The sequence below is a fragment of the Paraburkholderia sp. BCC1884 genome, from assembly GCF_900996225.1.
Classification (GTDB): Bacteria; Pseudomonadota; Gammaproteobacteria; order Burkholderiales; family Burkholderiaceae; genus Paraburkholderia.
Genome location: NZ_CAAJGL010000090.1, coordinates 357,191 through 371,446, shown reverse-complemented (window position 1 = coordinate 371,446; position 14,256 = coordinate 357,191). Strand labels below are relative to the sequence as shown.

General features: G+C 62.0%; 12 protein-coding genes. 6 read left to right on the top strand and 6 right to left on the bottom strand.

Going from position 1 to position 14,256, the window contains the following annotated elements; translation table 11 throughout:
• The first annotated feature begins 2 nt into the window (after nt 1-2).
• Complete coding sequence (locus tag FQ705_RS20515) at nt 3-1,019, top strand: chemotaxis response regulator protein-glutamate methylesterase (RefSeq protein WP_144143882.1); 1,017 nt, start codon at nt 3-5, stop codon at nt 1,017-1,019.
• Nucleotides 1,020-1,079: 60 nt separating this feature from the next.
• The gene (locus FQ705_RS20510) at nt 1,080-2,198 is read left to right on the top strand and encodes a diguanylate cyclase (RefSeq protein ID WP_144143881.1); all 1,119 of its coding nucleotides are present in this window, start codon (nt 1,080-1,082) and stop codon (nt 2,196-2,198) included.
• 31 nt (nt 2,199-2,229) lie between these two features.
• On the opposite strand, the gene mdeB is transcribed toward FQ705_RS20510, so the two are convergent.
• Complete coding sequence (mdeB, locus tag FQ705_RS20505; protein WP_144143880.1) at nt 2,230-4,983, bottom strand: alpha-ketoglutarate dehydrogenase; 2,754 nt, start codon at nt 4,981-4,983, stop codon at nt 2,230-2,232.
• 152 nt (nt 4,984-5,135) lie between these two features.
• Between mdeB and FQ705_RS20500 the strand changes: the two genes are divergently transcribed.
• Nucleotides 5,136-5,663, top strand: a complete 528-nt coding sequence (locus FQ705_RS20500; protein ID WP_144143879.1) for an Lrp/AsnC family transcriptional regulator — start codon at nt 5,136-5,138, stop codon at nt 5,661-5,663.
• 75 nt (nt 5,664-5,738) lie between these two features.
• On the opposite strand, the gene FQ705_RS20495 is transcribed toward FQ705_RS20500, so the two are convergent.
• A complete protein-coding gene (locus FQ705_RS20495) occupies nt 5,739-6,551 on the bottom strand; it encodes an SDR family NAD(P)-dependent oxidoreductase (RefSeq protein WP_144143878.1) in 813 nt (270 codons plus the stop codon).
• A gap of 177 nt (nt 6,552-6,728) precedes the next feature.
• Here FQ705_RS20495 and FQ705_RS20490 point away from each other — a divergent pair, with 177 nt between their 5' ends.
• Nucleotides 6,729-7,664 (top strand): GlxA family transcriptional regulator, encoded by a 936-nt coding sequence (locus tag FQ705_RS20490; protein WP_144143877.1) that lies wholly within the window; start codon nt 6,729-6,731, stop codon nt 7,662-7,664.
• Between the two features lie 71 nt (nt 7,665-7,735).
• Nucleotides 7,736-8,161 (top strand): HIT family protein, encoded by a 426-nt coding sequence (locus FQ705_RS20485; protein WP_144143876.1) that lies wholly within the window; start codon nt 7,736-7,738, stop codon nt 8,159-8,161.
• A 319-nt stretch (nt 8,162-8,480) separates the two neighbouring features.
• Here FQ705_RS20485 and FQ705_RS34840 read toward each other — a convergent pair whose 3' ends face one another.
• Nucleotides 8,481-8,660, bottom strand: a complete 180-nt coding sequence (locus FQ705_RS34840; protein ID WP_144143875.1) for a hypothetical protein — start codon at nt 8,658-8,660, stop codon at nt 8,481-8,483.
• 497 nt (nt 8,661-9,157) lie between these two features.
• On the opposite strand from FQ705_RS34840, the gene sap1 reads away from it, so the two are divergent.
• Nucleotides 9,158-9,496, top strand: coding sequence for a surface attachment protein Sap1 (gene sap1 / locus FQ705_RS20475; protein ID WP_144143874.1), 339 nt, complete (start codon nt 9,158-9,160; stop codon nt 9,494-9,496).
• 280 nt (nt 9,497-9,776) lie between these two features.
• Here the strand turns inward: sap1 and FQ705_RS20470 are convergent, their stop codons facing one another.
• The 3 genes from FQ705_RS20470 to araG form a co-directional block, all read right to left on the bottom strand.
• The gene (locus FQ705_RS20470) at nt 9,777-11,510 is read right to left on the bottom strand and encodes an IlvD/Edd family dehydratase (protein ID WP_144143873.1); all 1,734 of its coding nucleotides are present in this window, start codon (nt 11,508-11,510) and stop codon (nt 9,777-9,779) included.
• A 39-nt stretch (nt 11,511-11,549) separates the two neighbouring features.
• Nucleotides 11,550-12,554, bottom strand: a complete 1,005-nt coding sequence (araH, locus tag FQ705_RS20465; protein WP_144143872.1) for an L-arabinose ABC transporter permease AraH — start codon at nt 12,552-12,554, stop codon at nt 11,550-11,552.
• A 65-nt stretch (nt 12,555-12,619) separates the two neighbouring features.
• Nucleotides 12,620-14,164, bottom strand: coding sequence for an L-arabinose ABC transporter ATP-binding protein AraG (gene araG, locus FQ705_RS20460; RefSeq protein ID WP_144143871.1), 1,545 nt, complete (start codon nt 14,162-14,164; stop codon nt 12,620-12,622).
• Nucleotides 14,165-14,256 lie beyond the last annotated feature (92 nt).

The following is a 14,256-nucleotide window of genomic DNA, read 5'->3' as shown; positions in this document are numbered from 1 at the left end:
GGATGAAGATCGGAATCGTCAACGACATGCCGCTCGCCGTCGAGGCGCTGCGCCGCGCCCTCGCCGCGCGCGTCGACTTCGACGTGCTATGGGTCGCGCGCGACGGCCAGCAAGCGGTCGATTTCTGCACCGCCCAGCGGCCGGACATCGTGCTGATGGACCTCGTGATGCCGAACGTCGACGGCATCGAGGCGACGCGCCGCATCATGGCGCGTGCGCCGTGCGCGATCCTGGTCGTCACGGTCGACGTCGGCGCGAACGCATGGCGCGTCTATGAGGCGATGGGCGCCGGCGCGCTCGACGCCGTCGATACACCGTCGCTGAGCGGCCCCGACGCACACAAAAGCATCGCCGTGCTGATCGCAAAGATCGATCGCATCGGCGCCTTGGTGAAGGAGCGCGCGGCGCCCGGCACGACGGCTTCAGCCTCCCCAGCCGGAGTAACGAGCCGCGACACGCCGCTGGTCGCGATCGGTGCATCGGCGGGCGGCCCGGCTGCGCTCGCCACGCTGCTCGCCGCCTTGCCGAAGGATTTCGCGGCGGCGACCGTGATCGTGCAGCATGTCGACGCCGCGTTTGCCGCCGGCATGGCCGACTGGTTGAACCAGCAATCGGCGCTGCCGGTGCGCATTGCCGTTGAAGGCGACCGGCCGCAAGCGGGCGTCGTGCTGCTGGCCGCCACCGACGACCACCTGCATCTGAAACTGCCCAACGTGCTCGGCTATACGCGAGTGCCGGAAGAGACGCCGTACCGCCCATCCGTCGACGTGTTTTTTCATAGCGTGGTGGCACGTTGGCCGGCACGCGCCATCGGCGTGTTGCTGACCGGCATGGGCCGCGACGGCGCGATCGGGCTGAAGGCGATGCGCACCAAGGGTTATCACACGATCGCGCAAGACGAGGCGACGTGTGCCGTATATGGCATGCCCAAGGCAGCCGCGGCGCTCGACGCAGCCGCCGCGATCCTGCCCTTGCCACGCATTGCCGCCGCGCTGGCGGCCGCCGTCAACAAGCAGTAGACGCGAATACACCGCATATGAACCGCTTCGATTCACTGACATTCATTCTGGTTGAACAACATGGACACGCCTAAGCCGCATCAGAACGCCGCTACGCAAGACCTCGCAGAACACGACGCGAATACGCGGGCTCAAGCGTTGGACGCGGAGGTCGCATCCAACCTCGCCGTCGACGATGCGCTTGCGCGTATCCTTGGCAATCCGCCCGCGTCGGAATGTCCGATCATGGTGTTGCTGGTCGACGATCAGGCGATCATCGCCGAGGCGATCCGCCAGGCGTTGGCCGACGAAGCGTCCGTCGATTTCCATTACTGCGCATCGCCCGAAGAAGCGGTGCTTTGCGCCGAGGAAACCCGCGCAACCGTGATCCTGCAGGATCTCGTCATGCCGGGTACGGACGGCCTCACGCTAGTGCGTCAGTACCGGCAAAATCCGGCCACGCGCGATATTCCGATCATCGTGCTGTCGACCAAGGAAGAGCCGCTCGTGAAAAGCGCGGCGTTCGCCGCCGGTGCGAATGACTATCTGGTGAAATTGCCGGACCGCCTCGAGTTGATCGCCCGCATCCGTTATCACTCGCGCTCGTATCTGAACCTGTTGCAGCGTGACGAGGCTTATCAGGCGCTGCGTCAATCGCAGCAGCAGTTGCTCGCGACCAATCTGGAATTGCAGCGGCTCACGCATTCGGACGGGCTGACGGGGCTGTCGAACCGACGCTATCTCGATCAGTATCTGACGGCCGAATGGCGTCGCAGCATGCGCGATAAAAGCGGCCTCGGTTTTCTGATGATCGACGTGGATAACTTCAAGGCCTACAACGACACCTACGGCCACGTGGCCGGCGACGAAGTGCTCAAGCGCGTCGCGCAAACGGTCGAGTCGTGCCTCGGCCGCGCGCCCGATCTCGCCGCGCGCTTCGGCGGCGAAGAGTTCGCGGTGGTGGTGCCGGGAACGTCGTCAGGCGGCTTGCGACTGCTGGCCGAAAAAATCCGCATCGCAATCGAAGCGCTCGCGATTCCGCACGCGGGATCCGCGAGCGGCGTGGTGACGATCAGCATCGGTGCGGCGACGCTGGTGCCGGCCGTCGGCGAGCCGGTCACGAAGCTGATCGAAGCCGCCGACGTCGGCCTCTATCAGGCGAAGCGGGATGGAAAGAATCAGGTGGCCATGAGCGGGTGAGGCGCCGGTCGCCGGATGTCTTCCCGCCGCATCAGCATTGCCACGATGCCACGCCGACTGGCGTATCGCCGTAGTACTTGCGGCGCGCTTCAGTGAGCAAGCTCACCTCGATCGCACCTTCGTCGGCCAGCGCTTTCAAAGCGGCGAGCACAATCGACTTGCGGTCCACTTCGAAAAATTCACGCAACGCCTGACGCGTGTCGCTACGGCCGAAGCCATCGGTGCCGAGCGTCACGTAACGGCGTGGCACGTAGGCGCGGATCAGTTCCGGCACCGCACGCACATAATCCGTTGCGGCGATGATCGGGCCTTGCGAAGCTTCGAGCGCTTGCGCGACATAAGGCATCGCTGTCGCTTCTCCATGACGCGCCAGCCGCTCCACCGCCATCCCATCGCGCTGCAATTCGGTGAAGCTCGTCACGCTCCATACGGCGGCGTCGATCTGCCAGTCGTCTTTCAACATCTGCTGCGCGGTGATGACTTCGCCGAGGATCGCGCCCGCGCCGAGCAATTGCACCGTGGCTCGTGAAGTCTCATCCGCTTGTGCCTGTACCTGATCGGCCAGCGGATAGATGCCTTTGAGAATGCCTTCACGCAGCGTCTGCAAATCGCCGCCAGGCGCCGACGGTTGCGCGTAGTTCTCGTTCATCACCGTGACGTAATAGAACACATCGCGCTGCGCCTCGACCATCTCGCGCATGCCTTCGTCGACGATGGCGGCCACCTCGTGGGCGAACGCCGGATCATAGGCACGGCAATTCGGAATCGTCGACGCCGCCAGATGGCTGGAACCGTCCTGATGCTGCAAGCCCTCGCCGCCGAGCGTCGTCTTGCCCGACGTCGCGCCAATCAGGAAACCTCGCGCACGCTGATCCGCCGCAGCCCAGATCAGATCGCCGATGCGCTGGAAGCCGAACATCGAGTAGTAGATGTAGAACGGCAGCATCGGCAGATCGTGCACGGTGTACGACGTCGCCGCCGCAATCCACGACGACACCGCGCCCGCTTCCGAAATGCCTTCCTCGAGAATTTGCCCCTTCGTGTCCTCGCGGTAATACAGCATCGAACCCAGGTCCTCCGGCTCGTACAGCTGCCCCAACGGCGAATAGATACCCACCTGCCGGAACATGTTTGCCATGCCGAAGGTGCGCGCCTCGTCGGCGACGATCGGCACGATGCGCTGGCCGACTTCGTTGTCCTTGAGCAGCGCGGTCAGCATGCGCACCAGCGCCATCGTCGTGGACATCTCGCGGCCGTTCGATTCCAGCGCGAATTGCCCCCAGGAGGACACCGGCGGGACGATCAGCCCCTTCGATGCGACTCGCCGCCTTCTGGGCAGATAGCCTCCGAGAGCCGCCCGGCGTGCATGCAGGTACTGCATTTCCGGGCTGTCTTCTGCTGGTTTGTAAAACTTCACCTGTTCGACGTCGGCGTCCGTGAGCGGCAGGCGGAAGCGGTCGCGAAACGCCTTGAGGTCGTGGAAATCGAGTTTCTTCTGTTGATGCGTGGTCATGCGCCCCTGGCCCGAGGTGCCCATGCCGAAGCCCTTCATGGTCTTGGCGAGGATCACCGTCGGCTGGCCGCGATGGTCGAGCGCCTTCGCGTAAGCCGCGTGCAGTTTGCGCACGTCGTGGCCGCCGCGGCGCAGGCGGTCGATATCGTCGTCGCTCAATTGCGCGGCGAGTGCGGCGAGTTCGGGATTCTGGTTGAAGAAGCGTTCGCGGTTATACGCGCCGTCGTTCGCGGAGAAGGTCTGGAACTGGCCATCGACGGTATGCGCGAAGGCGCGCAGCAAGGCGCCGGTGCGATCGCGTGAGAACAGCGCATCCCAGTCCGAGCCCCACACGACCTTGATCACGTTCCAGCCCGCGCCGATAAAGTGCGCTTCCAGTTCGTCGATGATGCGGCCATTGCTGCGCACCGGCCCGTCGAGCCGCTGCAGATTGCAATTGATCACGAAGACGAGGTTATCGAGCCCTTCGCGGGCGGCAAGCGAGAGCGCGCCGGTCGATTCCGGCTCGTCCATTTCACCGTCGCCGAAAAAGCCCCACACCTTGCGGCCATCCGTTTGCGCGAGGCCGCGATTGGCGAGATAGCGCATGAAACGCGCCTGGTAAATCGCGTTGATCGGGCCGATGCCCATCGAGCCGGTCGGAAACTGCCAGAAGTCGGGCATCAGCCAGGGATGCGGATAGGAACACAAGCCCGGGCCGCCGATCTCGCGTCGGTAATGCTGCAGGTTCTCCTCGGACAGGAAGCCTTCGAGGTAAGCCCGCGCATACAAGCCCGGCGACGAATGCGGCTGGAAGTACACGAGGTCGCCCGTGCCCTCCTCTCCACCCGGCGCAGTCGCACGGAAGAAATGATTGAAGCCGACCTCGAACAGATCCGCCGCCGACGCGTAACTCGCGATATGACCGCCGAGCTCACCGTAGGCCTTGTTCGCGCGCACGACCATCGCGAGCGCATTCCAGCGCAGCGCGCCGGCAAGCCGTTCCTCGAGTTCGAGGTTGCCCGGATAGCGCGGCTGCTGCTCGAACGGAATCGTGTTCTGGTACGGCGTGACGTTGGTGCGCGCCGACTCGACGCCCAGCGACAGCGCGTGGCTCGCGAGCTTGTCGAACAGGAACTGCGCGCGATCGCGACCGACATTCACGACGACCGCGTCGAGCGCCTCCAGCCATTCGGCGGTTTCCTGCGGATCGCTATCTGCGTGCTCCGCGTTGTCATCATGTGGCGCGGTCAAAGACCGCCATTGCTTGCTACCGCTGGACAAATCCGTCATGGCACCGCTCCCGCTTCGACACACTGGGTTCAAGATCGAGTGAGTCAATGGTAACCACGTGCCCACAAAATGAGCCTCTGATTTGCTTGTGATCCCGCGCTGCGATAGGCTGTTTATTCCGGATTTTGACCTTTCGACGGAATATTTCATCTATGACCACGACACCGAGACGGCTCGATCGCATCGACATCGGCATCCTGAGCCAGTTGCAGCAGAACGCGCGCATCACCAATGCCGATCTGGCGCGCTCGGTGAATCTGTCGCCCACGCCGTGTTTCAACCGCGTACGGGCGCTCGAAAAGATGGGGCTGTTCAAGCAGCAGGTCACCCTGTTGAATCCGGAGCTGCTCGGGCTGCGCATCAACGTGTTCATTCAGGTGAGTCTGGAAAAGCAGGTGGAAGATGCGCTGCTGCGGTTCGAGCGGGCCATTTCGGAGCGCCCCGAGGTGATGGAGTGCTATCTGATGACGGGCGATGCCGACTATCTGCTGCGCGTCGTCATGCCGGATATGCAGACGCTGGAGCGATTCATCGTCGATCATCTGACGAAGATTCCAGGCATCTCCAATATCCGGTCGAGCTTCGCGCTCAAGCAGGTGCGCTACAAGACGGCGCTGCCGCTGCCGTCGTCGGGACTGACGCTTGCCGATCCCGACGACGTGGCGACCGACTGGCGCTGAGCCGTTACGACGCCTTTTTTGTGGCTCGATGCCGCCTCATGCCGAACGCTGCCGCTCAACCCTGCTCGACGGCGTTCAGGCAGCCACATTGACTCGCGCGTAGCGTGTCGCCGGATTCTTATGCGACAGGTTCGGCCCCAGGTGCTGGCGCGCCGTGTTGAAACGCTCCCAATCCGCCGCATCCGGCAACGACGGAATCGTCACCAGTTCGCCTTGGTCGAAACCGGCGAGTGCCGCGTCCACCATGTCTTCGGCGGTCATCACGATCTGCGACGGCAGGTGCTCGACCGGCACCCCTGCGCGCCCCCAGAACGCGGTGCTAGTCGCGCCCGGCAACACGGCCTGGAGCTTGACGCCCTTGTCGCCCACCTCATGATGCAGCGATTGCGTCAGATTCAGCACGTAGGCTTTCGTGCCGCTATAGGTGCCGTTCAACATTTCCGGCGACAGCGCGGCGACCGACGAAATATTGATGAGCGCGCCGATGCCCCGCTCTACGAAACCCGGCACGGCTGCCGCCGTCAACCGCGTCAGCGCGGTCACGTTGAGATCGATCATGCTTTCGAGCGCATCCACGTCCGAATCGATCAGCGAGGCCGTCGCGCCGACACCCGCGTTGTTAACCAGCATCGTGATGCCGCGATCGGTGCGCAGCCTTTCTTCGATACGGCGCACGTCGGCCTTGACGGTCAAGTCCGCGACGACGGTGTCGACGTGGCGGCCGGTTTCCTTCGTCAACCGTTCGGCAAGGCCGTTCAGACGCTCGACGTCGCGCGCCACCAGAATCAGGTCGTAGCCGCGCCGTGCCAGACGATCCGCATACACCGCGCCGATCCCCGACGAAGCGCCTGTCACCAATGCCGTTCCTTTGTTTGCTTGCGTTGTCATTTGAAGCTCTCCTTGCGAGCGTGGCGCATGGCGCTGCTGCTCTGTCCGTTGAATGGGAAATCTGGAAACCGCCGCCGCCGCATCGCTTTTGCTCGATATTGCGGTGTTGACGGAGCAAGTCTAGGCGCGTAGCCTGTTGTCTCAAATGTCATATTTACCTCGTTTTAGGACATCGCGATGAGACGCGTCGGCGTGGTGGTTTTTCCAGGCTTCCAGATCCTCGATATGGTCGCGGTGTCGATCTTCGAACTGGCGAATCTCGAAGGCGGTCAGCCGGAGTACGAGGTCGAGATCATTTCCGAGCACGGCGGCATGGTGCGCAGTTCGGCGGGCGTCGAAATCGGGACGAAGGCGTTTGGCGATCCAACTTACGACACGGTGGTGGTCACCGGCGCGATGCAGATTGCGCCGTCGTCGTCGGGTTTGCTGGCGTTTCTGAACGATGCGCTGGCCGCGTCGCGCCGCACCACCAGCATCTGCACGGGCGCGTTCGTGCTGGCCGAGGCCGGCATTCTCGACGGCCGTCACGCCACGACTCACTGGGTGCATGCGCGTGATTTGCAGCGCCGCTATCCCGACGCGCGGGTCGACGAAGACCGCATTTTCATCGTCGACGGCTCCGTGTGGACTTCCGCCGGCATGACGGCGTGCATCGATCTCTGTCTGGCGCTGGTTGAAAACGATCTCGGCGCGGAGGTCTCGCGCTCCATCGCGCGCAAGCTCGTTGTGTATCACCGGCGTGCCGGCGGCCAGTCGCAGTTCTCGGCCATGCTCGATCTCGAACCGAAATCCGACCGGATCCAGAGCGCGCTCTCGTATGCAAAGAGCCATTTGCGCGAGCCCCTGACAGTCGAACAGCTTGCCGATGTCGCCCACCTGAGTCCGCGCCAGTTCAGCCGCGCGTTTCGCGACGAGACGCGTCAATCGCCCGCCAAGGCGATCGAAGCATTGCGCGTCGAAGCCGCGCGCGCGATGCTGGAAGCCGGCCGTCACGCCATGGAGACGGTGGCGGTGGAAACCGGCTTCGTCGACACCGAGCGGATGCGGCGCGCTTTTCTGCGTGCTTACGGCCAACCGCCGCAAGCAATCAAACGCGCAGCGCGCGTCCTGTAACAGATGGGGACGACAATATCGGCGACACTGGCATCCGCCTGAACCGTCCCTGCAACCGGAAAGGAAGCGCGATGAAATACGACGACAGCAATCCCTTTGCGAGGATTCTGCGTGGCGAATTACCTTGCATCAAAGTCGCGGAAACCGATGCCGCGCTGGCCTTCATGGATCTGATGCCGCAAGCCGACGGCCATTTGCTGGTTGTGCCGAAAGAAGCGGCAGCGGAAATTTTCGAATTGTCGGACGCCTCGACGGTGGCCTGCATGCGCATGACGCAGAAGCTCGCGATCGCGGTTCGCGCGGCCTTGCGGCCCGACGGCGTGTTCATCGGCCAGTTCAACGGCGCGGCGGCGGGACAAACCGTGCCGCACGTTCATTTCCATGTGATCCCGCGCTGGGAAGGCCAGCCGCTGCGCATGCACGCACGCGACGTGGCCGACGCCGACACCCTCGAAGCCCTGGCCAAGCGGATTCGCTCGCACTGGCGTGCGGATTGATCGGGCCGTGGTCATGCCCCGTAACATGTGTAAGAGCGGGTGAAACCACGAGCGCGCATTGTGCCGCTAGACTGTCCTCTGCCTTGTACCCGCAAGGCATTGAGTGTGGATCTCTTTTTAGCCTGCCCGAAACGGCAGGCTTTTTTATTGGTCGCAAAAAAACCCGCGCAAGGCGGGTTGGATCGATCTATCACCGATGATTCGGCGCCGGCACGATGGTGCGGCGGCAGACGGCGATGATGGTGATAATGCGGCGACGCCACGCCCGATTCGTGCAGTGCAGCACGCACGAGGATTCGTGAAACAGTTGGGCGATCGCTTAAAGACGATCTCGCGAACGACGCAGCGGATGCCGCCAGTCGATGCGGCGCGGTCTCACAGGGACGGGCCGCATGTCATGCAGGTGACGATGTTCTTGCCACAATTCGTCCGAGAAAAGAAACGCGACGATGAGTAACGGAATCACCAGGAAAACGCCCAGAATCAAGTGCTCGATCACAATAGCCTCCGATCGCAGGAGCATGATTTCATTGTAGGGCAACCGCCGCCTTGGAACTCGCCATCGACTATGCGTTTTCGGTGCTCAACCTCGCCCGGCCAGCCTGGCACTGTTTAAGTTCTGCACGTACACCGTTATTTCGTGATTTTTGATTAATCGGTCGAATGACTTTGTGTGCATTGCACCAAGTCCACCTATTAATTGTATTAAATCGCTTAATTGACGCTTCTCGTTTACGCCAATACGCGCCGTGAAGCTTGATGGTAATAGCTGCGCGCCCTAACCATCGTTTAGTTATCCGTTTCAATCTGCCAATTTTGAACGCCTGCCCAAGGTTTAGGCAGGGGCGACTTAGCTGCGACAATTCGCCACTGTTGCGACCGCACACAAGATGTGCTTGTTGTTCTTCTACGTTCTTCTAAAGTGCAAGTTGCGGGTTCGGCGTTGAATTTAAATAGATAGCTAACCTGAGCATTCAGCCCGCACCGGAGGAAAATATGAAAACGCGAATCGCCCTTGTTTTCGCCATTGCAGGTTTGGCCGCTGCGACTGTTCAGGCGCAAGACGCCATGGTCAAGCCGCAACAAACCATTCAGTTCAAAGCTAATGCTTATGGTTGCCTGTCGAAGGATAAACTCGACGCCGCCGATCAGCATGCGCAAGCCGGCGAACAGCAAAAGATGCAGGAATTCTTCTCCGGGTATCAGTGCGTTTCCACGCCGGAAAACTCGAGCTTCCGTGTGGTCAAGGTGGTCGGCCATGACGTCGAATTCGTGAATTCGGGCAATAGCGATACGGAAGGCCTCTGGGCAAACGATCGGTTCATCAAGCAATAAGTTTTATCGGGCAATAATCTCGAATTTCGAGACTTCGGCTGAATGCCGGGGTGAATGTTGCGTGCGAAAAACTCCAGCTTTAAAAAAGCTGAAGATTGAGAACCTGTGAGCTAAAGAGCGGCTGGGCATTGAATGCCCGGCCGTTTTTTTCGTCCATGTTTTTCAGCCGCCGATGGTGACGCGCAGAAAAAAGCCGACGCGGATTATCAGCCCGCGTCGGCAGTACGCCTTCTCGCAAAAGCGCAGGAACAACGATTAACCGGTTACTCGCCGATGCCGATCAATGCGAATCACGCGGCACCGGCGCGCCGCTCGACCCCACCAGGAAGTCGAGATCCGCACCCTGATCCGCCTGCAGCACGTGTTCGACATAGAGCTTGTAATAACCGCGCTTAGGCAGCTCGGGCGCCGTCCATGCGCCGCGACGACGCGCGAGTTCCTCGTCGGTGACATCGAGATGCAGGCGCCGCGCTTCGACGTCCAGTTCGATCATGTCGCCGGTCTGCACGAAGGCGAGCGGGCCGCCTGCAGCCGCTTCCGGCGATACGTGCAGCACCACCGTGCCATAGGCCGTGCCGCTCATGCGGCCGTCGGAAATACGCACCATGTCCGTGATGCCTTTTTGCAGCACTTTTTTCGGCAGCGGCATGTTGCCGACTTCCGCGAAACCCGGATAACCCTTCGGCCCCGCGCCCTTGAGCACCATGATGCAGTGCTCGTCAATATCGAGCGCGTCGTCGTCGATCTTCGCGTGCAGTTCCTCGATGTTCTCGAACACCACCGCGCGGCCGCGATGCTTGAGCAATTGCGCCGTCGCCGCCGACGGCTTGATCACCGCGCCATTCGGTGCGAGGTTGCCCTTGAGCACGGCGATGCCCGCCTTCGGCTTGAACGGCTCGGCGAAGGTCGTGATGACTTTCTCGTCGTGATTCGGCGCGTTGCGCACGTTGTCCCAGATCGTCTTGCCGTTCACGGTCAGCGCTTCACGATGCAACAGCCCTTGTTCGCCGAGTTGCTTCAACACGGCCGGCAAACCGCCCGCGTAGTAAAAATCCTCCATCAGGTACTCACCGGAGGGTTGCAGATTCACGAGACACGGCACGTTCGAGCCCAGTTCCCAATCTTCCAGCGACAACTCGACCCCGATGCGCTTGGCCAGCGCGATCAGGTGCACCACCGCATTGGTCGAGCCGCCAATCGCCGCATTCGTGCGAATCGCGTTTTCGAAGGCCTGGCGCGTGAGAATCTTGTCCATCGTCAGATCCTCGCGGACCATGTCGACGATGCGCCGACCCGCGAGATGCGCGAGCACCTGACGGCGCGCGTCCACCGCTGGAATCGCGGCGTTGTGCGGCAAGCCCATGCCGAGCGATTCGACCATCGAGGCCATCGTCGAGGCCGTGCCCATCGTCATGCAATGGCCGCGCGAGCGGTTCATGCACGACTCGGCTTCGGTGAATTCTTCCTGGGTCATCGAGCCGGCGCGAACCTCCTCCGACATCTGCCAGACGCCCGTGCCCGAACCGATATGCTTGCCGCGAAACCGGCCGTTGAGCATCGGCCCACCCGACACCGCCAGCGCCGGCAGATTGCACGACGCCGCGCCCATCAGCAGCGCGGGCGTGGTCTTGTCGCAGCCGACCAGCAGGATTACGCCGTCCATCGGATTACCGCGAATCGATTCCTCCACGTCCATCGACGCGAGGTTGCGAAACAGCATCGCCGTAGGCCGCAAATTGGTTTCGCCGAGCGACATCACCGGAAACTCGAGCGGCAGGCCACCTGCTTCATGCACGCCTTTTTTCACGTACTCGGCGAGCTCGCGAAAATGCGCATTGCACGGCGTCAATTCCGACCACGTGTTGCAGATGCCGATCACCGGGCGTCCGTCGAATTCATCGTGCGGAATGCCCTGGTTCTTCATCCACGAGCGATGCAGAAAACCGTCGCGGTCCTTGAGCCCGAACCACGCCTGGCTGCGCAGCGGCTTTTTAGTCTGGTTGGAATCAGCCATGAAATCTCCTGTTGGCAAACATGTAGTGCGGGGCGTGCATCAGTTGACGCGTTTGCTGCGTCGGAACTGATCGAACAGCACCGCGAGCAGCAGAATCCCGCCGCGAATCAGGTATTGGTAAAAGGTCGGCACGTTCATCAGGCTCATCGCGTCCTGCACGGAGCCCATGATGAGCACGCCGACCAGCACGCCGGAAATCGTCGCGACGCCGCCGGTCAGCGACACGCCGCCGAGCACGCACGCCGAAATCACGCCGAGTTCGAGTCCGACCGACGTCTTCGGATCGCCCAGACTCATCCGCGACGCAAGCATCACGCCTGCAAACCCGGTGACTAGGCCTTGCAATACGAACACTGTGATCTTGATACGCGTGACCGGCAAGCCCGCGAGCAGGGCCGCTTCGCTATTGCCGCCGACGGCCAGCACGTTCTTGCCGAAGACGGTTTTCTTCAGCAAGAAGCCGAACAGCACGAAGCCGATGATGTTGCTCCAGATCGGATAGGAAATGCCAAGGAACGCGCCGCCGCCGAGGTCGAAGAAACGCTCCTCTGAAATCATCACGGCGTCGCCGTTCGAGGTGATGTAGGCGAGGCCGCGCACGACTTCCATCATCGCCAGCGTGACGATCAACGAGTTGATCTTGTAGCGCGCGACCAGCACGCCGTTCACCAACCCAACCGCGCCACCCGCGAGCACGCCGGCGGCAATGCCGATCGTCACGCTATGCGTCGCGGTAATCAAGGTCGACGCCACCACGCCCGCGAACGCGACGATCGACGCCACGGACAAATCGACTTCACCGAGCGCGAGCACGAACATCATCGTCACGGAGATCGAGCCGATCAGCGTGACCGAGAGCAGCAGGCCCTGAATGTTTCGCGAGCTCAGGAATTCCGGCACGGTGAACGACAGGGCCGCGAACAGAATCACGAACACCATCACGATGCCGGACTTGTTGATCAGGTCCCAGGTGCGCGCGGCACGCGCGCTCAGTCCCGCGGAAGCGACGGCTGGGGTCGAGGAATCGGTTGAAGGTGTCTGCATGATGTGTGTTCCGTTTCAATGACGCGTTGTGCGCGGCCTTCGTTATCTGGCTAAATGCGGCGGCCTCAGCGGGGCAGGGCGAGCTTGATCAGCGCATCGGGCGTGGCCTGCGCTTTGGGCAGATCGCCGACGATGCGGCCTTCTTTCATCACGATCACGCGATCCGCCACGCCGATCACTTCGGCGAGGTCGCTGGATACGACGATGACCGTGCGGCCCGCTTCAGCAAGCCCATACAGCAAGCCGTAAATTTCGCTGCGCGCGCCGACGTCGATGCCGCGCGTGGGTTCGTCCATCAGGAAGACGTCGATATCTTCCGCGAGCCAGCGCGACAGAATCACCTTCTGCTGATTGCCGCCTGACAGCGTGCCGATCGGCGTTTCGCCGTTGCGCGTCTTGATGGCGAGCTTGCCGATGAACTCTTTGGCCGTTTGCGCTTCCTTGCGGCGATTGAGCACGTTGAAGCGGCTGAAGTGCCGGCGGCAACTGATGTTGAGGTTGTCCGATACCGAGGCGATCGAGACGATGCCTTCCTGCTTGCGATCTTCCGGACAGAGCGCGACGCCTGCACGCACGGCATCGCGCGGCGTGGCGAAGCGCACGCGTTCGCCCTTGAGCGCGATTTCGCCCGAAGCGGGTTTCACCGCGCCGTAGATCAGCTTCATCAACTCGGAGCGGCCTGCGCCGACGAGGCCGAAGAAGCCAAGAATCTCACCTTTGCGCGCTTTGAACGAAGCCGGTTCACGCAGACCGCGTCCCATCAATGCCTTGACGTCGAGTTGCACGTCGCCGAGTTCGCGCGAGCGATAGCCGTACACGTCGGCGATTGAACGGCCCACCATGCAGCTGATCAACCGATCGCGGTCGAGTCCTTCACCCGCTTCGAGCGTATCGATACGTCGGCCGTCGCGAAACACGGTGACGCGATCGCATAGCTCGTAGACTTCGTCCATCCGATGCGTGACGTAGACGATCGCGCGGCCTTCGGCCTTCAGCGCGCGGATGATGCGAAACAGTTGCGTCGTCTCGCGCGACGACAATGAACTGGTGGGTTCGTCGAACGCGATGACGCGCGCATCGCGCATCAACGCCTTGCCGATTTCGATCATCTGACGCTGTCCGATCGACAGATTCTTCACCTGTTGCGACGGATCGATCTTTTCGCCAAGCCGCTCCAACTCCCGTACCGCGCGCGCGACCAGCGCTTTCTCGTCCAACACGCCGAAGCGATTGGGCAGGGCACCGAGCATCAGGTTTTCGGCGACCGTCAACTCCGGCACAAGATGCAATTCCTGATAGATGATCGCCACACCGGCTGCGATGGCGGCCTTGGTCGTCGTGAACTGCTGCTCGACGCCATCGAGCGACAAGCTGCCGGCGGCGGGTTGATTCACACCCGACAACACCTTCAGCAACGTCGATTTGCCCGCGCCGTTTTCGCCCATCAGGCCGTGCACTTCGCCACGCCGAACTTCGAGCGAGACCTGATCGAGCGCGAGCACGCCCGGAAAGCGCACGGTGATGCCGTCGAGATGCAGATACGGCTTGGTCGATTCGGAGGCGGGCGAGGGCGCGTCGCCAGCCAGGGACTCAGTGTGTGAAACCGTCATCGAAAACCTCAAACTGATGGACAGGCTGTGCGGGCGCTCTCGCATGAAAACTGAACGAGAGCCGGCCCGCAGCGTGCAAAACTCGACTACCG